Below are 21,221 nucleotides of genomic sequence, written 5' to 3'. Positions count from 1 at the left end.
CCCGCCACTCGCGCCCGCGGACACGTCACTCGGCGACGACAAACGGGCCGATATTATCACGCGTACGTTTGCGTAACGGTGGCGAAAACCATTAGCCTCCGGCCTCGAAACCACGCGTTGATAGTTCATGAAGGTTCAAATGCGAACGCTCGACTTCCTCGACAGGGCGGTCGACCTCTACGACGACGTGGTCGGGGTGATCGCCCACGACGGAACCGAGTACACCTACGCCGAGTTCGGTGAGCGGGTGAACCGTCTGTCCAACGCGCTGGCCGATCTCGGCGTGAAGCAGGGGTCCCGCGTCGCGCTCCTCGCGCCGAACACGCACTACTTCCTCGAGACGCTCTACGCGACCAACCAGCTCGGAGCGGTGTTCGTCCCGATGAACTACCGCCTCGTTCCCGAGGACTTCGAGTACATCCTCGACGACTGTGCGGCGAACACGGTCATCGCGGACTACGACTACGCGGAGAACGTCGAGACGGTCCGCGACTCGATACCGGCGGAGAACTACGTCGGCTACCGGGCCGACGAGATCGAGGGCGACTGGCTCGACTACGAGGGCCTGCTCGCCGACGCCTCCGCCGAGGCCCCCGAGCGCCCGGACATCGTCGAGGACGACGACGCCTCGATCAACTACACCTCGGGGACGACCGGCGATCCGAAGGGGGTCGTGCGGACCCACCGCACCGAGCACTGGCACGCGCTCGTGCTCAACCAGCACATGGAGATCCGGGACGACGACACGTACCTCTGGACGCTGCCGATGTTCCACTGCAACGGCTGGGGGCACACCTACGCCATCACGGGGACCGGCGGCACCCACGTCTGTCAGCGCACGTTCGACCCCGAGGGGACGCTGCGGCGCATCCGCGACCACGACGTGTCGTTCATGTGCGGCGCGCCGACCGTCCTGAACCGGGTCATCGCCTACCACGAGGAGCACCCCGACGAGCCGACGACGGGCGACCGGGAACTCCGCATCGCCACCGCGGGTAGCGCCCCCCCGAGGGCGACGATCGAGACCGTCGAGGACGAGATCGGCTGGCGGATCATCCACATCTACGGTCTCACCGAGACCTCCCCCATCATCACCACCTCGAACTCCCCCCGGCGCATCGCCCAGCGCGGCCGGGACATCAAGTCCTTCCAGGGATCCGAGACGCTCGCCACCGACGTGCGGGTCGTCGACGACGACGGCGAGGACGTGCCCCGCGACGGCGGGACGATGGGCGAGATCGTCGTGAAGGGCAACCAGGTGATGGACCGCTACCTCAACAAGGAGGAGGCGACGTACGAGGCGTTCAACGCGAAGAAGCCCGGCTACTTCCACACCGGCGACCTCGCGAGCTGGAACGAGGACGGGATGATCTCGATCAAGGACCGCGAGAAGGACATCATCATCTCCGGCGGGGAGAACGTCTCCTCCCTCCAGGTCGAGGACGTGCTCTACGACCACCCCGCCATCGCCAAGGCGGCGGTCATCCCTACGCCGAGCGACGAGTGGGGCGAGATGGTCACGGCGCTCGTCGTCAGGAAGCCCGGCGAGGACCTCTCCGAGGAGGAGGTGACCGAGTTCGCCCGCGAGCACCTCGCGGGCTACAAGATCCCCCGGCGCGTCGAGTTCGTCGACGACCTCCCCGAGACGGCCACCGGAAAGGTCCAGAAGTACCAGCTCCGCCAGGAGTACTGGGAGGGCGAGGAACGCCTGATCGGGTAGTACCAGTACCTTTTTACTCGTCGGGTCGCGCTTCGCGCGACCCTCCTCGCAAACAGCTACGCTAAAAAGGCCGCTCGCTCACTCGCTTCGCTCGTTCGCTCGCGGTACAACACAGAGCGATACCGTAGGCAACGAAAGCTGGCTCCAAAGCACTCGGTCGCTCCGTCGCGGTCATCTCACCCCCACACCGCGGCGGCGTCGGCGAAGAAGTCCGCGTACGCCCGCTTCGCCGCCGTCCACTCGCCGTCGCGGCGATCGAACGCCTCGCGCACCTCCTCGAACTCGGCGGTCGAGTACGGCGAGGCGACCCGAATCATCTCAAGGAGTAGCGGGTCGCGGAGCCCGTCGTCCGCGAGCACCCGCTCTCGCACCGTCTCGGAGTCCTCGGCGAGCGAGACGTTCGACCGGGGGAGGCTCTTGGACATCTTCGGGTAGCCCGCGAGTCCGGGTACGAGCCGGGTGTAGAGACCGGCGACGGTTCCCGCGTAGGGCGACGCGTCAAGCACCCTCCGGACGAACGACGACAGCCCGTGGTTGTCGCTCCCGCCGACGAAGCAGACGTGCTCGTATCCGCCGGTGACGATCGGGTGAAGCGTGTCGGCGGCGAGCAGCAGGCCGGTCTGCGCGCCGGCGAACCGGGGCGTCTCGACGTCCGGCGTCTCGGCGGACTCGTACGCCGCCGCGAGTTCGGACTCGAAGGCGGTCGGTTCCGGGTCCGACACCGGGGCGCTCCCGTCGTCCTCCCCCGCCTCCTCGGGGGCATCGGCCGCCTCGCCGTCCGGGTCGTAGTACCGCGAGAGGAGCATCGCCGTCCGGAGCGCCCCGGGCGCGTCCAGTTGCGTGCGGAGGGTGCCCGCCCGCTCGTCGAAGCCGAGTTCGACGGCGAACGAGCGGTAGCGCCCCGCGAGCGCCCGCACCTCGTTCAACCCGCGCCCCGCGGCGAGGTAGGCAGGGAGGTCCGCGAGGACGAGTTGCACGTCGAGACCCGCCTCCTGCAACCGGACCGCGGTCAGTACCTGGCCGAGCGTGCCGACGTGCGGTGGGCCGGTCATCGAGACGCCGGACGTGACGAGCGCCGGCTCGCCCGCGTCGATTCGCGATGCGAACGCCCGCCCCCGGTCGCCGACCGCGAAGGTCCGTTCGACCTCTGTCGCCGACACGTCGCCGACCGCGAAGTCGGCGCGTTCGAACCCCCGATCCTCGACGAGCGTCCGACGGTGATCCCGGAGCAGGTCCGACATACGTGGTCGTTCTCGGGACGCGGTAAAGTGTTAGCTCGGTACACGGTAACGAGTAGCGTTCGTAGTTCGGGATACGCTACGCGTCGCACCGCGAGCGAGTGCAACGAGCGAGCGGGCGCAAGCGCGACCGCAGGGAGCGCGCCGCGCTTTTGGTCCAGCTTTTGCCAGGGAGGCGGGAGCGACCGCGAAGCGTGTCGCTCCCGCCCGACCGCAGCAAAAGGTGGCGGAGCAAAAGGCGGTGGTTGACTACTGGTACGCCAGCCGCATGATCCACTGCGAGAAGGCGTCGCTGCGCGTGTCCAGTTCGTCGTCCGCGACGAACGGCGAGAGCATGTCGCCGGCCATCAGCAGCGAGAAGTCGAGGTCCTTCGCCGTCGGCGTGAGGTAGTAGGTGTTGTGCCCCTCGTAGACCGTCTCCTCGCGGTCGATGAGGTCCTTCTCGACGAGCGACTCGACGATGCGACTCCCCTTGCGCGAGGAGACGTCGAGTTCCTTCCAGAACTCGCTCTGGTGGATCCCGCCGCTCTCGCGCACGAGGTCGAGGCCCGCCAACTCGTCGTCCGACAGGTCCTCCTCCGAGGATGCAGCGCTCATACGGACTAGACGGAGGTCGGTGGATTAAATCTGACTGTCCACGGGTCCGTACTCGGTCACGCACGGTGGGCCGTCGGCGAACAGGTACGACCCCCGCCCCTCCGAGTCGACGGCGATGAGCGACGAGGACTTCGTCCCGAACCCGTCTGCGTGAATGCAGACGCCGTGCTCGTGATCCCCGAGGTAGGTGGCCGCCCGGTCGCGCCAGTCGAGCGCGGTCTCGCCATCGCGCGGGGCGAGGCTCCGCAGCAGCCGCTCGCCGTTCTCGGCCTGCTGGCGACCGAGGTCGGGACGGAACTCGGGGACGAAGTAGGTCGTGTCGTAGCCGACGTTCATCACGACGTGGACGCCGGGGTCGAAGCGCGTCGCGGTCGGATCGCCGTCGTTCGCGACGAGGGCGGCGTCGTCGGCGTCCGCGAGCAGGAGGTAGAACCCCTCGTAGTCGCGGGTCGCGAGTTCGTCCTCGACGAGCGCGAGGGCCGCCGCGGCGCTCCCCCGTCGGAGCGCGTCCCGGACGAGCAGGCCGCGCGAGCGCTCGCCCGTCAGCCCCCGTACCCAGAGGTTGGTGACGGCGACGACGACGCCCGCGTCGTTGTACCCGATCCACGTTCCGCCCGCCTCCTCGTCGGTCGGGGCGACGATCCGCCGATCGCCGTCCGCGAACTCGCGCGGCGAGGACGAGGGGCGGTCGAGGCGCTCGTCGCGGTTCGCGGCGACGACGACCGGATGCGACTCGAAGACCTGCCAGGCGACGGTGAGGGTGCACACGGGTACTCCTAGGTGCGGAGCGGACGTTAAACTCGTTTCTCCCGGAGGCGCTCGCGCACGGCCGCCCGGTCGACCGTCCCCGATTCGGTCCGGGGCAACGCGCCGAACGCGACGACGCGCGGGCGCTTGAACCCCGCCAGCCGGTCGCGGCAGTGCGCCTCGACCGCGGTCGCGTCCACCGCCTCGGCGTCGTCTCCGTCCCCGACCTCGATCAGCGCGGCCACCCGCTCGCCCCACTCCTCGTCGGAGAGGCCGACGACCGCAGCGTCGCGGACCCCGTCGAGGTCGCGCAGGACCGCCACGACTTCCCGGGGATCGACGTTCTGCCCCCCCGTGATGATGCGGTCCGCCTTCCGGTCGCCGATCCACAGGCGGCCGTCCTCGTCGACGCGGCCGACGTCGCCCGTCAGCAGTCCGTGCGGGCAGAACGCCTCGGCGGTCGCCGCCGGGTCGTCGTAGTAACCCGGGGTGACGGTCGGTCCGGCGATGACGAGTTCGCCCGTGCTCCCCGTCGGGAGCGGATCGCCGTGGTCGTCGACCACCGTCACCTCGGTGAACAGGAGCGGTCGCCCGACGGTGCCGACGTGGGCCACGGCCTCCTCCGGGCGGGCGGTGGCGACCTGCGAGGCCGTCTCGGTCATGCCGTAGGTCGGACAGACGGGGACGCCGCGCTCGCCGCACTCGCGGACGAGGTCGTCCGGGGCCGGCGCGCCGCCGAGCAGGACGAACCGGAGCGAGTCGGGGAGGTCGCCCGCGTCGAGCAGCCGTCGGAGGAGCGTCGGGACGAGCGAGATCCCCGTCGGGCGGTGCTCACGGAGCGCGGCGAGCAGGTCGTCGGCGTCGGTCGGGCAGAGCAGGACGGCCGAGCCGTACAGCGTCGAGCGGAGGACGGACGCGAGCCCACCCATCGAACTCGGGGACAGCGGCGACGCCCATCGATCATCGGGGAGGGTTCCGAGCCGGAAGGCGCTCGCGCTCGCGCTCGAGAGCAGGTTCTTCAGCGTGAGCACGACTAGCTTCGGCCGACCCGTCGTCCCGGAGGTGTAGAGCATCACCTGCGGGTCCTCGGGGCTCCACTCGGGCAGGTCGAAGGGGCGGGGCGTCGTCGTCGCGATGGCCGTCGCCTCGCCGTCGGAGTCGAGCGACCGTACGGGCACGTCGCCCACTGCGTCGAGCATCCGCCCCTCGGTCTCGGCGTCGCAGAGGAGCAGGTCGAGGTCGGCGCGTTCGATCCGCGGTTCGAGTTCCGCGGCGGTCAGTCGCGTCGACAGCGGGACGAGCACGCCCCCGACGCGCAGCACGGCGTGGATCGCCTCGACGGCGGCCGGGCGCGTCCCGAGGAGCACGCCGACGTGATCGTCGACGCAGATCCCCTCGGCCGCGATGCGTCCCGCGAGCGACTCGACCGCCGAGTCGAGTTCCGCGTAGGTGCGAGACGCGCCGCTTTCGGCATCGACGAGCGCCGTGGCGTCCGGCGTCACGCGCGAACGCTGGGCCAGCCAGTCACGCACCTGTCGAACCACCGTTCGCTGGTACATTTCCTTTTCTCTCTGGGACGGTGAGTGCCCCCCCCTCGAGACGACACGGATCGGGCCCGAGGTCCTCGGCGAGCATCGACGCGGTCGCCAGCCCGCAGGCCGGGACGTCGCCGAGGCTGGCGGCGAGGTGGACCGCCGCCGTCCGGGCGTACACCGCGTCGACGGTGGTGGTCACGACCGCCTCCAGGCCCGAGAGGCGAGCTCGCCGCGCGATCCGTCGGGCGCGGTCCACCCCCCCGAGCGCCATCGGTTTCAGGACGATGACGTCCGCGGCGTCGGAGTCGAGGACGGTCGCGGCACCGCGCTCGACGAGCGACTCGTCGAGCGCGACGCGCACGGGGCCGCCGCGGAGCGCGGCGTGGCCGTCGAGGTCGTCGGCCGCGAGCGGCTGCTCGACGTACGCGACGCCGAGGTCGGCGAGCCCCGCGACCGCCTCGCGCGCCTCCTCTCGCGTCCACGCGGCGTTCGCGTCGGCGCGGAGTTCCACGCCCCCGCCGACCGCCTCGCGGACCGCCCGCAGTCGGGCGACGTCCTCCTCGACGGCCCGCGCGCCGACCTTCACCTTGAGCGCACGGTACCCGTCCTCGACCGCCGACAGCGCGGCCGCGACCGTCTCGTCGGTCGAACCGTCGCCGACGGTCGCGTTGACGGGAACGGCGGTGACGCCGCGAGTCCCGCCGAGGTATCGGTGGAGGGGGACGCCGGCGCGTCGGCTGCGGGCGTCGGCGAGCGCCAGCGCGAGGCCGTGACGCGCGGCGGGCGTCTCGCGGGGGGAGAGTGCGGCGAGGGCGGCGTCGAGTCCCTCCCCGTCGGCGAGGTCCCGCGCCCGCTCCAGCGCCGCCTCGCACGCGCGCCTCGACTCCGTCCAGCCCGGGAGGGGCGTCGCTTCGCCGACGCCCCGCTCGCCCCGCCGCTCGACGGCGACGACGAACCCCTCCCGCCGATCGATGGTCCCGTCGGCGGTGGTCAGCGGACGGGCGAGCGGGAGCGAGAACGGTTCGAGGGTCACGGTCGCGCTCATGCGAGCGTCGGCGCGGCGAGTCCGAGCGCGAACAGCACCGAGTGGACCGCGAGGAGCTTTCCGGTCGTTTCGAGCGCGGGGTTGAGCGCCTCGCCGCTCGTCTCCGAGAGGACCGTCCGGGAGAGCGTGACGGCGAGCGGGAGCGTGAGCAGTGGGAGCAGCGCGAGGGGGCCGTAGCCGGTGAGCGCGAAGATCGGAGGGACGGCGTAGGCCATCCCGAGCAGGAGGAGGAATTCGGCGCGGCTGAACCGGTAGCCGAGCGCGACTGCGAGCGTGCGCTTTCCCGTCTCGGCGTCGGTCTCCCGGTCGCGGATGTTGTTCACGACGAGGATACAGGTCGCGAGCCCCGCGGCGGGGAGGCTCGCGACGACGGCCGCGAGCGTGACCGTCCCGTCGGGGATCCACAGCGGGAACGGCTCCGCGAGGAGGGCCGCGGCCTGGACGTAGTACGTCCCGACGACGGCGACGAGGCCGAAGAAGACGAAGACGAAGAGGTCGCCCAGCCCGCGGTAGCCGTAGGGGTACGGCCCGCCGGTGTAGGCGATGCCGGCTGCGACGCTCGACAGCCCCACGACGAGGATGGGGACGCCCCCGACGTACACCAGGTACGTCCCGAGGACGACGGCCGCGAGGAAGGTGAGGTACATCGCGCGCTTCACCTCCCGCGGCGGGATGAGCCCCGACTGCGTGACGCGGGTGAAGCCCTCCCGCTCGTCCGTGTCCGCGCCGCGGACCGCGTCGTAGTAGTCGTTGGCGAAGTTCGTCCCGATCTGGAGGAGGAGCGCGCCGATCAGCGCCGCGACGGCCGGCGGGGCGGCGAACACCCCGTCGTGGACCGCCAGGCCCGTTCCGACGACGACGGGCGACGCCCCCGCCGGGAGCGTCTGCGGCCGCGCGGCCATCAGCCACGCCCTCGTTCGCGAGACCTCGGTGCTCATTGCCGGAGTTCCGGCCGCCGAGGGCGTCAAAGTTGGCATCTCCGCTCGCGGACGGTGGCGAACAGGCGACGCGTGGCGCTCCGCGGAACGGCGCGTCGCGCACCCGCCTCGACCGCCCCGCGGCCGTACTCAGACGATGGGGTGTCTGGTCCCGTTCCGGTACTTGAACGTTCGTGCTCCGCGTGAGGGGTCTGTCGGGCACGTCGTCCCGCGCTATTCGCGGGACTCGAAGCGTCCCGCGGACGACGCGAACGGCTGGCAGAGCCCGCCGTGAGCGAGCGGACCGAGGAGCGGCCGGAGTTCCCGCGAGCCGGAGGCGAGCGGGAGCCCGCCGGCCGAGTGTAACGAGTCTGACGGCGGGAGCGACGAGGGGTTTGGTCCCTCCGGAACCGCCCGTGGTTCTGGAAGCCTGCGAGACGCGAAGCGTCTCGCAATGCAGCGTTTGCCAGCGAGTGAGCGAAGCGAGCGCGCAGCAAGAGGTGGTGGTTGAATTAGTAGTGCCAGGGGAACGCCGAGAAGTCCGGTTCGCGCTTCTCTAAGAACGCGTCGCGGCCCTCCTGGGCCTCCTCGGTCATGTACCCGAGGCGCGTCGCCTCGCCCGCGAACACCTGCTGGCCGACCATTCCGTCGTCGGCCATGTTGAACGCGAACTTGAGCATCCGGATCGCCGTCGGGCTCTTCTTCGTGATCTCGTCTGCCCACTCCAGCGCGACGGTCTCCAGGTCCGCGTGGGGGATCGCCTCGTTGGCCATGCCCATGTCGACCGCCTCGGCGGCGGAGTAGGTCTTCCCGCGGAAGAACACCTCGCGGGCCCGCTTCTGGCCGATCTGCCGGGCGAGGTACGCGGAACCGAACCCGCCGTCGAAGGAGGCGACGTCGGGGTCCGTCTGGAGGAACTTCGCGTGCTCCTCCGAGGCGAGCGTGAGGTCGCAGACGACGTGTAGCGAGTGGCCGCCGCCGACGGCCCACCCCGGCACGACCGCGACGACCGGCTTCGGCATGAAGCGTATCAGCCGCTGGACTTCGAGGATGTGTAGGCGACCGGCTCTCGCCTCGCGGACGGCGGGGTCGTCGTCGGCCGCCGCCTCGTCGTCGCCGCGGTACTCGTAACCCGAGCCCCCGCGGACCGACTGGTCGCCGCCGGCGCAGAACGCCCAGCCGCCGTCCTTCGGAGAGGGACCGTTGCCCGTGAGCAGCACGCAGCCGACGTCGGCCCGCTTGCGGGCGTGGTCGAGCGCGGCGTACAGCTCGTCGACCGTGCCGGGACGGAAGGCGTTTCGGACCGCGGGCCGGTCGAAGGCGATGCGGACGGCCGGTACGTCCACCGCCCGGTGGTAGGTGACGTCCTCGAACTCCCCCGTAACCTCCTCCCAGCGGTCGGGGTCCATGATCTCCGAAGCCATGTGCGAGAGCGGGAGGCGGCGCGCAAAAAGATTCCCGTCGACCGGCCACGGGCGGAGGACGGGGAGCCGGCCGTCCCTCGCGCCGTCGATCTCGGCCTACGCGGCGTCCGCGCGGTCAGAGAGCTCCGACGCGACGCGTTCGTGGAGCGCCTCGCGGTGGCGGTGTGACGCCTCGCCGTCGACGCGCACCTCGATCACCTGCGTCCCCTCCCGTTCGAGCGAATCGCGGTACGCCTCGCGGAACCCCGCGCGCGTCTCGACGCGCGAGAACTCGAGGCCGTAGAGGTCGGCGGTGGGTTCGAAGTCGAGGCCGTGGGGGGTCTCGAAGAACTCGGTAAAGGGCGGGTCGTGGGCCTCGATGGGGAGCATGCGGAAGATGCCCCCGCCGTCGTTGTTGAGCAGGACGATCGTGGCGTCCACGCCGCAGCGCCCGACCGCGAGCAGCCCGTTCGAGTCGTGGTAGTACGCGAGGTCGCCGGTCACGAGCACGAGCGGGTCGTCCGCGGCGCTGCCCGCCCCGAGCGCGCTGCTCGTGATGCCGTCGATGCCCGACGCGCCCCGGTTGCCGAGCGCGGTGACGGCCGCCTCGCGGGGCCGACCGAACCGATCGAGATCTCGGACGGGCATGCTGTTCGAGACGAACAGCGTCGACGGATCGGGCGCGAGCGCGGCCGCGTCGGCGAGGATCGCCCCCTCGAAGAACGTCCCCTCGCCTTCGACGAGGGACCAGTAGTCGCGTTCGAGCGCGGCGAACCGCTCGCGCCACGCTGGATCGCCCCCTCCCTCGATCCGGCCGGCGAGCGCCCGGGCGAGGCGCGTCGGGTCGGCGACCGCGAGGTCCGTCGCGGCGAACGTCGCCTCGCGCCACCCGCCCGCCGGGTCCACGACGACCTGTCGGGCGTCCGCGCTCGCGGTAGTCGCGTCGCGCAGGTACTCCCGGAGGGTCTTCGAGGTGGGCGACGCGCCGAACCGGACCGCGAGGTCGGGCAGCGCGTCGAGGGCGTCGAGGTAGGTGTCGTATCCGCCGCAGACGGTCGTGTCGGCCACGTGTGGGCCGAACCGCAGCCCCGAGAGCGGGTCCGCGAGCACGGGGAGGCCGGTGGCGTCGGCCAGGGCGGCCAGCGCATCGGGCGCGAGGTCGGCCTCCGGTCCGGCGACGATCAGGCCGCGATCGGCGCGCTCGACCGCCCCGACGAGGTCGCGCAGGTCGGCCTCGGAGATCTCGGGAGCGCCGGCCGCGACCGAGACGAAGGGGCCGTCCCGCCCCTCGACCGCCTCGCGGCCCGCCGCGGCGAACCCCTCCGGGACGTCGCCGGGGACGGGCGTCGGCTCCAGCGGCTTCTCGAAGGGGACGTTCAGGTGGACCGGACCGGGTTCGACGCCCGTCGCGGTGGCGACGGCGCGGTCGAGGGCCGTCCGGAGCGCCCTGAGCTTCCGTTCGTCGGCCGCCGGTTCCGGGAGGGTGCGGTAGTGGCGGACCGCGTCGCCGTAGAGCCCCTCCTGGTCGATCGTCTGGTTCGCGCCGCTGTGCTGGAGGACGCGCGGCCGGTCGGCCGTCAGCAGGAGCATCGGCGCGCGCGACTGGTGGGCCTCGATCACCGCCGGGTGGAAGTTCGCGGCCGCCGTCCCCGAGGTGCAGACGAGGGGGGTGGGCCTGCCGGTGCGCTTCGCCCGGCCGAGCGCGAAGAAGGCCGCGGAGCGCTCGTCGAGGTGGGAGTGCGTCTCGATCCCCGGGTGCTCCGCGAAGGCGACGGTCAGCGGCGTACAGCGGCTCCCGGGGGCGAGACAGACCGCGTCGACGCCCGCCTTCGCGAGTTCGTCGGCGACGACCGATCCCCAGAGGGCGTTACGGTTCTCGACCCTCATCTCCGCTCCAGTTCGTCCAGGATCGGTCGGTACTTCAGCTGTACCTCCTCCCACTCGGCCGCGGGGTCGCTGTCGCCGACGATGCCGTTGCCCGCGAACAGGGTCGCGCGCCGCCCGCCGGCGACGCCCGAGCGGATGGCGACGGCGAACTCGCCGTCCCCCTCGGCGTCGAACCAGCCGACCGGCGAGGCGTACCAGCCCCGCTCGAACGTCTCGGTCTCGCGGATGGTGCGCGCCGCCTCGCCCGGCGGGAGGCCGCCGACGGCGGGCGTCGGGTGCAGCGCCTCGACGATCGAGAGGACGTGCTCGTCGGCCGCGAGGTCCGCCGTGATGGGCGTGCGGAGGTGCTGGATCGTCGCCAGTCGGTGGACCGTCTGCTCCCCGACGGTCACCTCGCCGAGCGGTTCGAGCTGATCCCGGATGGCCTCGGCGACGAGACCCTGCTCGTGCTGGATCTTCTCGCTCCCCACCAGCGCGGCGGCGAGGTCGGCGTCCTCCTCGGGGGTCGCGCCGCGCGCGACGGAGCCGGCGAGCGCCTCGGCCTCCACGCGGCGACCGTCGAGGCGGACGAGGCGCTCCGGCGGTGCGCCGAAGAAGCCCGCCGCCTCGGTCGGCTGGACGAGGAAGCGATAGCACTGGGGGTAGGTCCGGCGCAGGCGTTCGAGGACGCTCGGCACGTCCACCTCGGCGTCGAGGTCGACGTCGAGCGCGAGCGCGAGGACGACCTTCCGAAGCGACCCCTCGCGGATTCGTGCGGCCGCCTCGCCGACCTGCGCCTGCCACTGTGCGGCGTCGGTCCGGTGGCGCGTCCGGTGTACGCCTGGCGGGTCGCCGCTCGGCACCATCGCCGGGAGGTCGGCGATCCGGTCGCGCGCGGCCTCGAGGTCGGACGCGACGGCGGCAGGATCCGCGTCGGGGGCGAACCGCGAGACGGTCAGGTACGTCGTGTCGGTCGCCCGGGTGAGCTGAACCGCGGGGAGGACGAACTCTGCCGCGGGAAAGCCCTCCCACGGCGGCGCGGCGTCGTGATCGTCGGTGAAGGCGAGGCCGCCGAGCATGCGCGGACGGGTCACGGCGGGGCCGTCGTGGTCCGCGTCGGCGAAGATCGACCGCGCGCCCTCCCGGAGCGCGTCGAAGCGGTCGGGCCCGGCGGCGACCAGCCGTGCCGCCGCCCGCCCGCCGACGAGTTCCAGTCCGTCGGGGGCGGACCAGTGGATGCGGGGAACCGCCTGTTCGGTCAGAAAGGCTCGAAAGGAGACGTCCGGTACCTCGCAGGACCGGCTGACGAGCACGCCCCGCTCGCGCGCGTCCGCCGTCACGCCTCCGCTGCGCGCCGATTCCATTGCCGAAAACTCGGGGTTCCTGACCCTTGAGGCTATCCTTCCCGGTCGGCGGTGTCCGTCCCCGCCGTCGTCCACTCAGCTGTAGCGCTCCTCGTTCCAGGGGTTCGCCGTGTCGGAGTAGCCCCGCTTCTCCCAGTAGCCACGCTCCGGTTCGGTGAGGAACTCGACGGCGTCGACCCACTTCGCGCCCTTGTAGGCGTACCTGTGCGGCGTGACGACCCGAACGGGGCCGCCGTGGTCGTCGGGTATCGGTTCGCCGTCGAGTTCCCAGGCGAACAGCACCTCCTCGCGCATGCACTCCTCGAGGGGGAGGTCGGTCGCGTAGCCGTCGAAGCCGTGGAACAGAACGTGGGTCGCGTCGTCGCGGACCCCCGCGAGATCCGCCAGCGTCGGGAACGTGACGCCGGTGAACTCGTTGTCGAACCGGCTCCACCCCGTGACGCAGTGGAAGTCCTGTCGCTGGATCTCGTGGGGGAGGTCGGTGAACTCCTCGAGCGAGAACGACCGCTCGCTCTCGACCGCCCCGCGGACGGCGAACTCCCACGTCTCGGGCGACCACGAGGGCGTCCCGCTCTTCGAGAGGACCGGGAAGCGGTCGGTGCGCCGCTGGCCCGGCGGGAGGCGGTCGCCGCCGAACTCCTCGTGGAGGTCCGTGACGTCGCGTACGCTCATGTCGGCGGGTAGCGATCCCTCGAAGGTAGGTGCATCGACTTCCGAACGCCGACCCCGTTCGACCGAGGGTGAACCCCCCGACGCGGGTGCGGACGTGATTGCATTATTACGAACTACACTGACATAACTCGAAAGGTTGCTTCGCATTCCGTGAGGATATATTTGCTCTACCGCCAAGATTCCCCGCAGGAATTATATACCCGACTCTCAAAGCCACGAGTGACAATGCCCAAGGTGGAGATCACGATTCCGGAGCACCTGGAGATGCAGATCGCCCAGATGATCGAACAGGGGGAGTTCGTCAACCGCGAGGAGGCCATCGAAGACCTGTTGGCGGCGGGGTTACGGGCCTACAAGACCAGCGGTCCCATCGAGGAGGACGAACCGGGAGCCTTCGAGGACGACGGGATGATGGGCCACGAAGACGAGTACGTCTTCTAGTCTCTCTGACGGCGCGCATGAGCGACCGCAAGTCGCTTCTCCCGCACATCTCTCCCCTCTACCCGCTCGGTTCATCCGACAGTTTGATATACACCCCTCGTCGACCGACCACCGTAAGATGTCAGAAGTTGATAAACGAGGTGCACGTTCTCTACCTCGGTGGAGAACGTGCGCCGGGACGGATCGGTTCGGCGCGGGGGGAGCGACGACCGCAGGACCGCGTTCGGTCGGGGCGGGGCGAACGGAACGGGAGAGACGATGAACGCGAGCGTCGTGCTCGGCCGCGTCAAGAGCGCCGTCCACACCGAGCGGGTCGACCGCGCTCTCGACCGTCTCGGCGTCCGCCCCGTCCTCGCGGAGGCCTATCGAGCGGCGATACTGGCGACGACGGACACCCGTACGCTCGAGGTCGCGGGGGTCGAGGCGGAGTTCCACCTGAATTCGACCGGGGAGTACCGCGACCTCTACGCGTTCGACGAGCGGTCGTTGGCGGCCGACCTGCTCTCCCAGCTCGAGGCCGACGACGTGGTCTACGACGTCGGCGCGAACATCGGCATCTACGCCTGCCTCGCGGCGGCGGTCGCCGACACCGTCGTGGCGTTCGAGCCGCACCCCGAGAACGCGGCCACGCTCGCCGAGAACGTCGCACTCAACGACGCCTCCGTCACCGTCTCCCGCTACGCGCTGGCGAACGGCACCGGCACCGCCGACCTCGCCATCACGCTCGACGGAGTCGGTTCGGCCGGTCACACGCTCCTGACGGCGGCGAACCCCGATTCGCGGACCGTGACGGTCGAAACGCGGCGGGGCGACGACCTCATCGCCGACGGGGAGACCCCCCCGCCCACGGTGCTCAAGATCGACGCCGAGGGGGCGGAGCTGTCGGTTCTCCGCGGTCTCCGGGAGGCGGTGAAGCGACCGGAGTGCCGGCTCCTCTACTGCGAGGTCCACGAGTCCAGGCTGGAACTGGACGGCGGCTCGGTGTCCGCGGTCCGGGAACTCCTGCGGGACGCGGGCTTCGACGTCTCCGAACGGACGGCGGCCACGGGTCAGACGTTCCTCGTCGGTCGAAAACCGTAGGCGCGCCGCGCGGAGCGAGCGTCCCGTTGTCACTCGGCACGGTACGTTTAAACCGCAGTCGGAGCTAGCGGGGTACATGCACAAAGACGAACTCCTCGAACTCCACGAGCAGATGGTGACGATCATGGGGTACTTCCGCGCGCAGGAGGACGTGGACGAGTCGCTGTTCGAGGCGTACGACCAGCTCGACGTCTCGCCGGCTGACGTACACAAGTCGAAGAGCGAGCACAAACACGCCGTCTTCGTCCTCGGCAACGCGCTCGCCAGCGCCATGAGCGACGACGAGTTCTCCGACGCCGGACGCATCAGCAAGCGTATGCAGGAACTCGCGGACGACGCGGAACGGAAGTTGTAACGGGCCTCCACCCCGTTCCGTCCTGTCGTACGGCGTAGGAATCAAAGTATATCACCCCTCGGACTAATTACAGAGTATGCAAGCACGGACCGTCGAACAGATACGCGAGTGGCAGTCACACCCGTTCTCCGGGGACGACCTCCCCGTCCTCGCCGACACGTCGTTTACCGGCGCTGTCGAGGTCAGCGACGCGTGGCTGTTCCTGCTCAACGGCCGCGCGGTCGGCGCGTACGGCGGCAGCGTCTCGGACATCGCGACCGGCGAGGGAACGGCGTACGTCGCGCCCGATCCCGCCCTCCCCCTCCTGTTCACCATGCTCGAGCGGGACGGCGAGGAGCGCGGCCGGTACTACACCGCACAGACGTCCCTCGCCGACGTGGACGAGACGCTCCGCGAGGGCGGCTTCACCGGCTACGTCGAACTCGCGGAGAACGTCATAAGCGGCGATTACTACGCCGTCTACTACGACGGCGCCGCGATGTACGCCGCCTTCGTGGGGCAGAGCGAGCGCCCGCTCACCGGCGAGGAGGCGTACGAGCGGGCCGTGGACGAGGTCGGTATCTACACCGTCGTCTCGACCGACGTGCCGGTGCTCGACCTGCCCGACGCCGACGGCGGGGCCGACGAGGAATCAGCCGCCGCACGCTCGGCGGACGACGCCGACGGACGCGTCGCCGAGGCCGTCGCGGACGCCGAGACGGAACCGGCGCGCCCGCCGAATCCGACGGACGTCGGTGACGCGCGCGCCGTCGAGTACGACGGCGCCGTCGGCGAACACCCGGAGGACGCGATCTCTCCGGTCGACGACGCTTCCCGGGAGACGGATCCGGACGCCGCGTCGGAGGCCGACGGCGGGGACGACCCGCTCGACGAACCTCACGGCGACGATCCGGGAGCCCTCGACGAACTCGACGATGTCGAGGAGGTCGAGGAGGTCGAGGAGGTCGAGGAGGTCGAGGACGTCGACGACCTCCGGACGACGATCCGCGCGCGAACGGCCCGGATCGAGCGCCTGGAGGAGCGCGCCCGGTCGCTCGCCGCCGAGCGCGACGACCTGCGGGCGGAAAACGAGTCGCTCCGGGACGAGATCGAGGCGCTGAACGAGCGGCGCGCCGGCCTCGAAGCGTCCGTCGAGCGCCTGGAGGAGCGCGTTCGCGAGCTGGAGTCGGGGGGTTCCGCGGGCGACGGGAGCGCCGAGGACGACGGTGTCGAGCTGTCGCCCGAGGAGGGGCTCGCCGGGACGAACCTCTTCGTGCGCTATCGCTCGCGCGCCGCGATGACCCTGGACGACGTGCTCGACGGGTACGACGACCGCGACGAGCTTCGGGGGAACCTCGACCTCGAGAGCCACACGCGCTTCGACGCCGAGACGGCGCGGGTCGACGGGGAACCGTTCGAGGCGTTCCTCGCCGACACGCTCCAACACGAATTCGTCTCGTGGCTGGTGCTCGACCTGCCGTTCGAAATCGCCGATGCCGGCTACGAGGGCGCGCTGGAGGCGCTCTACGTGGCCGTCCCGGAGATCGACCGCGCGGAACTGCGCGGAACCGTCGACGCGGGCGAGGCGTCGCCGTCGTTCGACGTGGTCTGTCGGGACCGCCTCGGCAACCCGCTGATCGTCGCGAACCTCCACGACTCGCGCGACCCGACCGAGGAGGCCGAGATGGAGGCGCTGCTCTCGGGCGCGGAGCGAGTCGCCGAGGCCTACGACACGCTCGTCGGAGCGTTCGTCGTCACGTCGAGCTTCTTCGACCCGGGGGCGCTCGAACTCACGAGCGAGGCTACTACGAGCGGCGGACTGTTCGGCGGCGGAAAGCGCGCGAGTTTCGTGCAACTGTCGAGGAAACGCGGTTTCCACCTCTGCCTGGTGGAGGCGCGCAATCGTCGCTTCCACCTGACGGTCCCGGAGCTGTAGTCGACGTCGACGCTAGCTCTCGATCTCCGCCATCTCGTCGATCTTCATCTTGTCGAGCTTCTCGTTGATGTCGTCGACCTTGTCGTCGAGTTCGGCGACGAACTCGGCGGTACGGTCGGTCGTGATGGCACCCTGGCTCGACGGCTCGATGAGGTCCTCCTCCTCGAGGACGCGCAAGGAATAGCGGACCTTGTGGTGCGGGTAGCCCGTCTCGTTCGACATCTTCACGATGCCGATCGGTTCGTTCTCGATGACCATCTTCAGGACCTGCAGATGGCGCTCGAGCATATCGACTTCCTTCTCAAGTCGGTCTATCATGGCACTTGTTAACTTGTGTTTGCAGCCTTTAAAGGTTGCTGTCCGTTTCGACGGGTGGCTGCGATTGGTAACGAGTACCCAACCGGCCCGTATAACCGTTGTGGCTCGCGCCTCGAGAGGCGCGAGCGCGGCCGACGCAACTCGTCGGAGGGGCGGACATGGGCGCTCCGCGTGCTCCTCGCCCGACGGGCTCCCCCTCGACCCCGTCGGCGGGGCCGTCTACCCGTCGGATCGTAACCGGTTTAGCACGTCCTCTGGAACCTCCGCGCGATGACTATCACCATCGTCGGGTCGCAACTCGGCGACGAAGGGAAAGGGAGAGTAGTCGACCTCTACGGCGACGCGATCGACGTCGTCGTCCGCTACCAGGGCGGGGACAACGCCGGCCACACCGTCGTCCACGACGGCGAGGAGTACAAGCTCTCGCTCGTCCCGAGCGGCGTGATCCGGGGGAAGGTGGGAGTGCTGGGCAACGGCTGCGTGGTCAACCCCGAGACCCTGTTCGGGGAACTCGACGCGCTACGCGAGCGCGGGCTCGACCCCGACGTGCGCGTCGCCGAGCGCGCGCACGTCATCCTCCCCTACCACCGCGTCCTCGACGGCATCGAGGAGACGGCGAAGGACGACCTCGCGGCGGGCACGACGGGTCGGGGGATCGGGCCGACCTACGAGGACAAGGCGGGCCGGCGCGGCGTCCGCGTCGGCGACCTGCTCGACCCCGACGTGCTGCGCGAGCGGCTGGAGTACGTCGTCCCCCAGAAGCGCGCGCTCGCGGAGGCCGTCTACGGGCTGGAGGCGGGCGAGGCGTTCGACGCCGAGGGCCTCTTCGAGACCTACCGCGGCTACGGCGAGCGCCTCGCCGACGAGGACATGACCGTCAACTGCGGGGAGTTCCTCGCCCGGCGCATCGACGCGGGCGACGAGGTGATGTTCGAGGGGGCCCAGGGTACCTCCATCGACATCGACCACGGCATCTACCCCTACGTCACCTCCTCGAACCCGACGGCCGGCGGCGCGTCGACCGGGACCGGCCTCGGTCCCACGGTCGTCGGGCAGGGTGAGGTGATCGGCATCGTGAAGGCCTACCTCTCGCGGGTGGGAACCGGCCCGCTCCCGACCGAACTGGGGCACGTCGAGGGCCAGACGCCCGAGGGCGGCGGCGACACCTCGTCGGCGGCCGAGGAGATCGCGACCTACATCCGCGACGAGGGCGGCGAGTACGGGACGGTGACCGGCCGCCCCCGCCGCGTCGGCTGGCTCGACGTGCCGATGCTGCGCCACGCCGCCCGCGCGAACGGCTTCACGGGGCTGGCGATCAACCACGTCGACGTGCTCGCCGGACTGGACACCGTGAAGGTGGGCCACGCCTACGAGTTCGACGGCGACGAACTCCGCACGATGCCCGCCACGACCGAGCAGTGGGGGCGCTGTGAGGCGATCTACCGCGAGTTCGACGGCTGGTCGGAGGTCGACTGGGCCGCGGTGGCCGACGAGGGGTACGAGGCGCTCCCCGAGGACGCCCGCACCTACCTCGAGTACGTCAGCGACGAACTCGACGCGCCGATCTACGCGGTCGGCGTCGGCCCGGGCCGCGAGCAGACGGTGGTCCTCGACTCGCCGGTCTGAGGCGGGACCGGACCCGGCACGCTTTTCCCCCCGACTCCCGAGGTGTCGCGCATGAAGGAATCCCTGATGGACATCCTCTGCTGTCCGCTCGACAAGCAGGATCTCGAACTGGAGGTCGTCCGCCGCGACGACGAGGAGGTGCTCGAGGGGCGACTGGTCTGCACGCAGTGCGGCGAGGTGTTCCCCATCGAGGACGGCATCCCGAACCTCCTGCCGCCGGACATGCGAGACGACGCGCCAGCCTGAACCTTTTTGACCATAGCCCGCGACGAAATTCCCGTGAGCGAGACTCTCGTCGTCGGCCTGAACGCGGACGGCCTCCACACGGTGACCGTCCCGGAGACCTTCTCCGCGAGCGGCGAGTTCACCGTGGTTCTCGAGAACCACGGTACACCGACCCGCGTCCATCTCGGCCTCGACGACGCGCTCGCCTCGGCGGTCGAACTCGAGGACAGCCACCACTACGTCACCGAGGGCGCGACGGAGCGCGTCCCGGTCCGCGTCGCCCCCGACGCCGAGGTGCGCGGCCACCTCACCGTCTCCGTCTCCTACGGCTCGACCACGGCCGGGGTGCTGGTCGACCTCGCCCCGGCCGAACCGGAGAAACCCCCGGTCGAGGTCGACGAGTCGCTCGGTCCCTCGACCGCCGCCGGCCTCGACGAGCCGAGGCCGACGTCGTCGCCGATGGGATTCGACTCCGCGACGGCCGCCCCCGCGCTCGCGCTCGGCGGGGTCGCCGTCCTCCTCGCGGGCGCGACCCTCACGGTCGACGGCGTCGCCGCGGTCGTCCTCGCCGTCCTCGCCGTCCTCGCGGCCGTCGTCGGCGCGGGGTACGCGCTGTACAGTCAGGGTCGGAACTGACCCCGCGGTTCGCCGCCTATCACCGCGGGGGCTGTTATCGAGGACGCTGGTCCATCAGAGCGCAGGACGTACGACGTCGAGGACCCGTCAGAGTTCGACGAAGATCATCACTTCGTCGATTCGTTCGTCACCACGGTCATAGTGGTTTCGTCGGATGGTCTTCGTCTCCCAGTTACGAGCGTCGAGGAACGCGAGCCCGCGCTCGTTGGTTCTCGGAAGTCGCTGGCAGGCTTTCCGATAGGTGTTGGAGGCAGCCCATCCGCATCCGTGTTCCAGGAGTTGACTGCCGATGCCCTGTTCACTGTACTCCGTACGGACACCGAGCGTCAACTCGACCGTCCGGCGCGATCGTTGTAACGTCGATGCCCCGATATGTACCCAACCGACACTCTTGCCGTCAACGGTGGCGACGAAAAACATCCGGGTTTCGGCGTCGTTGTGGCGCTTGAGCACACCCTCGACGTCGAGTCTGGATGCGAGGTCCTCGGCGCTGGGATAGAGCACGTTCGCGATGACCCGCCGAATCGCATCGACGATGGCAGGCAGGTCCTCCTGCCGAGCGGGTCGGACCGTGACGGCCGTTCCGCTTACCTGTGTCGTCTCGAGACCGGTCCCCAGGCCGAGTTCGAGACGTCCGTCGGATTCACAGACGTACTCGTCGCACTTGAGATCACGGACGACCTCCTCCGTCCGTTCGGGTCCGAGTTGTACCAGATCGAGGAGCGCATCGCGAGAGACGGTGCCGTTCCGTTCGATGTGCTCGTATATACGCTCGTGGTGACTGGTTTCGAACGACAGCCTTTCGACTGCGTTCATGTCTCTCCCTCCCGATCGTATCCCACGAGCGGCGCTCCGGTTTCACGTGCGGAAGGTGATGTCTCCTGTGACGGACACCCGGCGGGACGCGGCCCGGGCCCACCTCGCACCTCGTCTCTAACGCCGGTCACGTCTGTATGTCGGTCGAATCGTCTTTCGGCGCGAACGATCGAAACCGATCGTCCGTGGGATCATCACCCCGTAGGTCGTCACCGAACGGGCACAACCTGCCATCGTATGGCCAGCGGTCACGACCGACACGACAGCGATCTCGTCGATCATCGTTCGTCACGGGGATTCGCGAGGTGTCGGACCTCTCGCCGTGCTCTCTGGTCCCGTCACTGACGGGTTCACGTTTTCTCTCCGGGATACACCCCAGTCGCGGGGGGTCGCGCGCACAAATACTTATCGGATCTGACATCGGCGGGTGGCGCCTACCGTTCGTACTCCTTACTAGGCGTCCGACGGTCGGGAGAGGAAGAGCATCGTTCTGGAGCTAATATAGGGACGTGAAATATATCCGAGGACTTATAGAATATTCCCTACGTATCTGTATCTGTGTTCGTAGCCGTCACGCAGGGTCCCGAACGTGGTCACGTGAGAGGTAAGCTGCAGACGTCGTCTGTGCTCGGTCCCGGGGCGATCGATGACTGGATGATGGTCATGTCCCCGGTCGGACCAGGGCGGAGAAGCAGCGACAGGTCG

The 21,221-nt window shown here is 69.9% G+C and carries 20 protein-coding genes; 8 read left to right on the top strand and 12 right to left on the bottom strand.

The genetic code is table 11. The features are described from left to right. The first annotated feature begins 127 nt into the window (after nt 1–127). Nucleotides 128–1,720: a class I adenylate-forming enzyme family protein gene (locus P1K31_RS06275; RefSeq protein ID WP_276305428.1), complete on the top strand. Its 1,593-nt coding sequence runs from the start codon at nt 128–130 to the stop codon at nt 1,718–1,720. 176 nt (nt 1,721–1,896) lie between these two features. Here the strand turns inward: P1K31_RS06275 and P1K31_RS06270 are convergent, their stop codons facing one another. The 10 genes from P1K31_RS06270 to P1K31_RS06225 all read right to left on the bottom strand — a co-directional run bounded on the left by P1K31_RS06270 (nt 1,897) and on the right by P1K31_RS06225 (nt 13,104). Continuing rightward, nucleotides 1,897–2,961, bottom strand: a complete 1,065-nt coding sequence (locus P1K31_RS06270; RefSeq protein ID WP_276305427.1) for a nucleotidyl transferase family protein — start codon at nt 2,959–2,961, stop codon at nt 1,897–1,899. Between the two features lie 246 nt (nt 2,962–3,207). Further along, nucleotides 3,208–3,555, bottom strand: a complete 348-nt coding sequence (locus tag P1K31_RS06265; RefSeq protein ID WP_276305426.1) for a helix-turn-helix transcriptional regulator — start codon at nt 3,553–3,555, stop codon at nt 3,208–3,210. Between the two features lie 24 nt (nt 3,556–3,579). Beyond that, nucleotides 3,580–4,323 (bottom strand): NRDE family protein, encoded by a 744-nt coding sequence (locus P1K31_RS06260; RefSeq protein ID WP_276305425.1) that lies wholly within the window; start codon nt 4,321–4,323, stop codon nt 3,580–3,582. Nucleotides 4,324–4,349: 26 nt separating this feature from the next. Further along, nucleotides 4,350–5,834, bottom strand: coding sequence for a class I adenylate-forming enzyme family protein (locus P1K31_RS06255; protein WP_276305424.1), 1,485 nt, complete (start codon nt 5,832–5,834; stop codon nt 4,350–4,352). Then, complete coding sequence (menC, locus tag P1K31_RS06250; protein ID WP_368410843.1) at nt 5,827–6,882, bottom strand: o-succinylbenzoate synthase; 1,056 nt, start codon at nt 6,880–6,882, stop codon at nt 5,827–5,829. Before menC ends, P1K31_RS06255 begins: the two co-directional genes overlap by 8 nt. Next, nucleotides 6,879–7,820: a 1,4-dihydroxy-2-naphthoate polyprenyltransferase gene (locus tag P1K31_RS06245; RefSeq protein ID WP_276305423.1), complete on the bottom strand. Its 942-nt coding sequence runs from the start codon at nt 7,818–7,820 to the stop codon at nt 6,879–6,881. Before P1K31_RS06245 ends, menC begins: the two co-directional genes overlap by 4 nt. A 491-nt stretch (nt 7,821–8,311) precedes the next feature. Continuing rightward, nucleotides 8,312–9,223, bottom strand: coding sequence for a 1,4-dihydroxy-2-naphthoyl-CoA synthase (locus P1K31_RS06240; protein ID WP_276305422.1), 912 nt, complete (start codon nt 9,221–9,223; stop codon nt 8,312–8,314). A gap of 96 nt (nt 9,224–9,319) precedes the next feature. Beyond that, a complete protein-coding gene (gene menD, locus P1K31_RS06235) occupies nt 9,320–11,089 on the bottom strand; it encodes a 2-succinyl-5-enolpyruvyl-6-hydroxy-3-cyclohexene-1-carboxylic-acid synthase (RefSeq protein ID WP_276305421.1) in 1,770 nt (589 codons plus the stop codon). Further along, the gene (locus P1K31_RS06230; protein WP_276305420.1) at nt 11,086–12,432 is read right to left on the bottom strand and encodes an isochorismate synthase; all 1,347 of its coding nucleotides are present in this window, start codon (nt 12,430–12,432) and stop codon (nt 11,086–11,088) included. Before P1K31_RS06230 ends, menD begins: the two co-directional genes overlap by 4 nt. Before the next feature lie 75 nt (nt 12,433–12,507). Beyond that, nucleotides 12,508–13,104 carry a sulfite oxidase-like oxidoreductase gene (locus P1K31_RS06225; RefSeq protein ID WP_276305419.1) on the bottom strand — a complete coding sequence of 199 codons (597 nt, stop codon included), beginning with the start codon at nt 13,102–13,104 and terminating at the stop codon, nt 12,508–12,510. A gap of 225 nt (nt 13,105–13,329) precedes the next feature. Between P1K31_RS06225 and P1K31_RS06220 the strand changes: the two genes are divergently transcribed. The 4 genes from P1K31_RS06220 (at nt 13,330) to P1K31_RS06205 (ending at nt 16,895) form a co-directional block, all read left to right on the top strand. Further along, a complete protein-coding gene (locus tag P1K31_RS06220) occupies nt 13,330–13,545 on the top strand; it encodes a ribbon-helix-helix domain-containing protein (protein ID WP_254543879.1) in 216 nt (71 codons plus the stop codon). A gap of 159 nt (nt 13,546–13,704) precedes the next feature. Continuing rightward, entirely contained in the window at nt 13,705–14,625 is a 921-nt protein-coding gene (locus P1K31_RS06215) for an FkbM family methyltransferase (RefSeq protein ID WP_276305418.1), read from the top strand. 76 nt (nt 14,626–14,701) lie between these two features. Beyond that, nucleotides 14,702–14,980, top strand: a complete 279-nt coding sequence (locus P1K31_RS06210; RefSeq protein WP_276305417.1) for a UPF0058 family protein — start codon at nt 14,702–14,704, stop codon at nt 14,978–14,980. 76 nt (nt 14,981–15,056) lie between these two features. Next, nucleotides 15,057–16,895: a DUF7527 domain-containing protein gene (locus P1K31_RS06205; RefSeq protein WP_276305416.1), complete on the top strand. Its 1,839-nt coding sequence runs from the start codon at nt 15,057–15,059 to the stop codon at nt 16,893–16,895. Nucleotides 16,896–16,907: 12 nt separating this feature from the next. On the opposite strand, the gene P1K31_RS06200 is transcribed toward P1K31_RS06205, so the two are convergent. Then, nucleotides 16,908–17,213 carry a hypothetical protein gene (locus P1K31_RS06200; protein WP_276305415.1) on the bottom strand — a complete coding sequence of 102 codons (306 nt, stop codon included), beginning with the start codon at nt 17,211–17,213 and terminating at the stop codon, nt 16,908–16,910. A gap of 270 nt (nt 17,214–17,483) precedes the next feature. Here P1K31_RS06200 and P1K31_RS06195 point away from each other — a divergent pair, with 270 nt between their 5' ends. The 3 genes from P1K31_RS06195 to P1K31_RS06185 are packed head-to-tail and all read left to right on the top strand — an operon-like array spanning nt 17,484 to nt 19,700. Beyond that, the gene (locus P1K31_RS06195; RefSeq protein ID WP_276305414.1) at nt 17,484–18,839 is read left to right on the top strand and encodes an adenylosuccinate synthase; all 1,356 of its coding nucleotides are present in this window, start codon (nt 17,484–17,486) and stop codon (nt 18,837–18,839) included. Between the two features lie 51 nt (nt 18,840–18,890). Next, entirely contained in the window at nt 18,891–19,085 is a 195-nt protein-coding gene (locus P1K31_RS06190; protein WP_254543885.1) for a methytransferase partner Trm112, read from the top strand. A gap of 33 nt (nt 19,086–19,118) precedes the next feature. Next, entirely contained in the window at nt 19,119–19,700 is a 582-nt protein-coding gene (locus P1K31_RS06185) for a DUF7524 family protein (protein WP_276305413.1), read from the top strand. Between the two features lie 87 nt (nt 19,701–19,787). Here the strand turns inward: P1K31_RS06185 and P1K31_RS06180 are convergent, their stop codons facing one another. Continuing rightward, nucleotides 19,788–20,516, bottom strand: coding sequence for a GNAT family N-acetyltransferase (locus P1K31_RS06180; RefSeq protein WP_276305412.1), 729 nt, complete (start codon nt 20,514–20,516; stop codon nt 19,788–19,790). Between the last annotated feature and the right edge of the window lie 705 nt (nt 20,517–21,221).

The sequence above is a fragment of the Halomarina halobia genome, from assembly GCF_029338575.1.
GTDB classification, from domain to species: domain Archaea; phylum Halobacteriota; class Halobacteria; order Halobacteriales; family Haloarculaceae; genus Halomarina; species Halomarina halobia.
This window is presented reverse-complemented; position numbering and strand designations above follow the sequence as displayed.

Excerpts from the sequence above, each read along its gene's own strand:
- P1K31_RS06225 (WP_276305419.1), bottom strand. The coding sequence starts at position 13,104 with ATGAGCGTACGCGACGTCACGGACCTCCACGAGGAGTTCGGCGGCGAC.
- P1K31_RS06190 (WP_254543885.1), top strand. The coding sequence starts at position 18,891 with ATGAAGGAATCCCTGATGGACATCCTCTGCTGTCCGCTCGACAAGCAG.
- menD (WP_276305421.1), bottom strand. The coding sequence starts at position 11,089 with ATGAGGGTCGAGAACCGTAACGCCCTCTGGGGATCGGTCGTCGCCGAC.
- P1K31_RS06195 (WP_276305414.1), top strand. The coding sequence starts at position 17,484 with ATGACTATCACCATCGTCGGGTCGCAACTCGGCGACGAAGGGAAAGGG.
- P1K31_RS06265 (WP_276305426.1), bottom strand. The coding sequence starts at position 3,555 with ATGAGCGCTGCATCCTCGGAGGAGGACCTGTCGGACGACGAGTTGGCG.
- P1K31_RS06220 (WP_254543879.1), top strand. The coding sequence starts at position 13,330 with ATGCCCAAGGTGGAGATCACGATTCCGGAGCACCTGGAGATGCAGATC.
- P1K31_RS06205 (WP_276305416.1), top strand. The coding sequence starts at position 15,057 with ATGCAAGCACGGACCGTCGAACAGATACGCGAGTGGCAGTCACACCCG.
- menC (WP_368410843.1), bottom strand. The coding sequence starts at position 6,882 with ATGAGCGCGACCGTGACCCTCGAACCGTTCTCGCTCCCGCTCGCCCGT.
- P1K31_RS06210 (WP_276305417.1), top strand. The coding sequence starts at position 14,702 with ATGCACAAAGACGAACTCCTCGAACTCCACGAGCAGATGGTGACGATC.
- P1K31_RS06200 (WP_276305415.1), bottom strand. The coding sequence starts at position 17,213 with ATGATAGACCGACTTGAGAAGGAAGTCGATATGCTCGAGCGCCATCTG.
- P1K31_RS06245 (WP_276305423.1), bottom strand. The coding sequence starts at position 7,820 with ATGAGCACCGAGGTCTCGCGAACGAGGGCGTGGCTGATGGCCGCGCGG.
- P1K31_RS06240 (WP_276305422.1), bottom strand. The coding sequence starts at position 9,223 with ATGGCTTCGGAGATCATGGACCCCGACCGCTGGGAGGAGGTTACGGGG.
- P1K31_RS06275 (WP_276305428.1), top strand. The coding sequence starts at position 128 with ATGAAGGTTCAAATGCGAACGCTCGACTTCCTCGACAGGGCGGTCGAC.
- P1K31_RS06180 (WP_276305412.1), bottom strand. The coding sequence starts at position 20,516 with ATGAACGCAGTCGAAAGGCTGTCGTTCGAAACCAGTCACCACGAGCGT.
- P1K31_RS06230 (WP_276305420.1), bottom strand. The coding sequence starts at position 12,432 with ATGGAATCGGCGCGCAGCGGAGGCGTGACGGCGGACGCGCGCGAGCGG.
- P1K31_RS06270 (WP_276305427.1), bottom strand. The coding sequence starts at position 2,961 with ATGTCGGACCTGCTCCGGGATCACCGTCGGACGCTCGTCGAGGATCGG.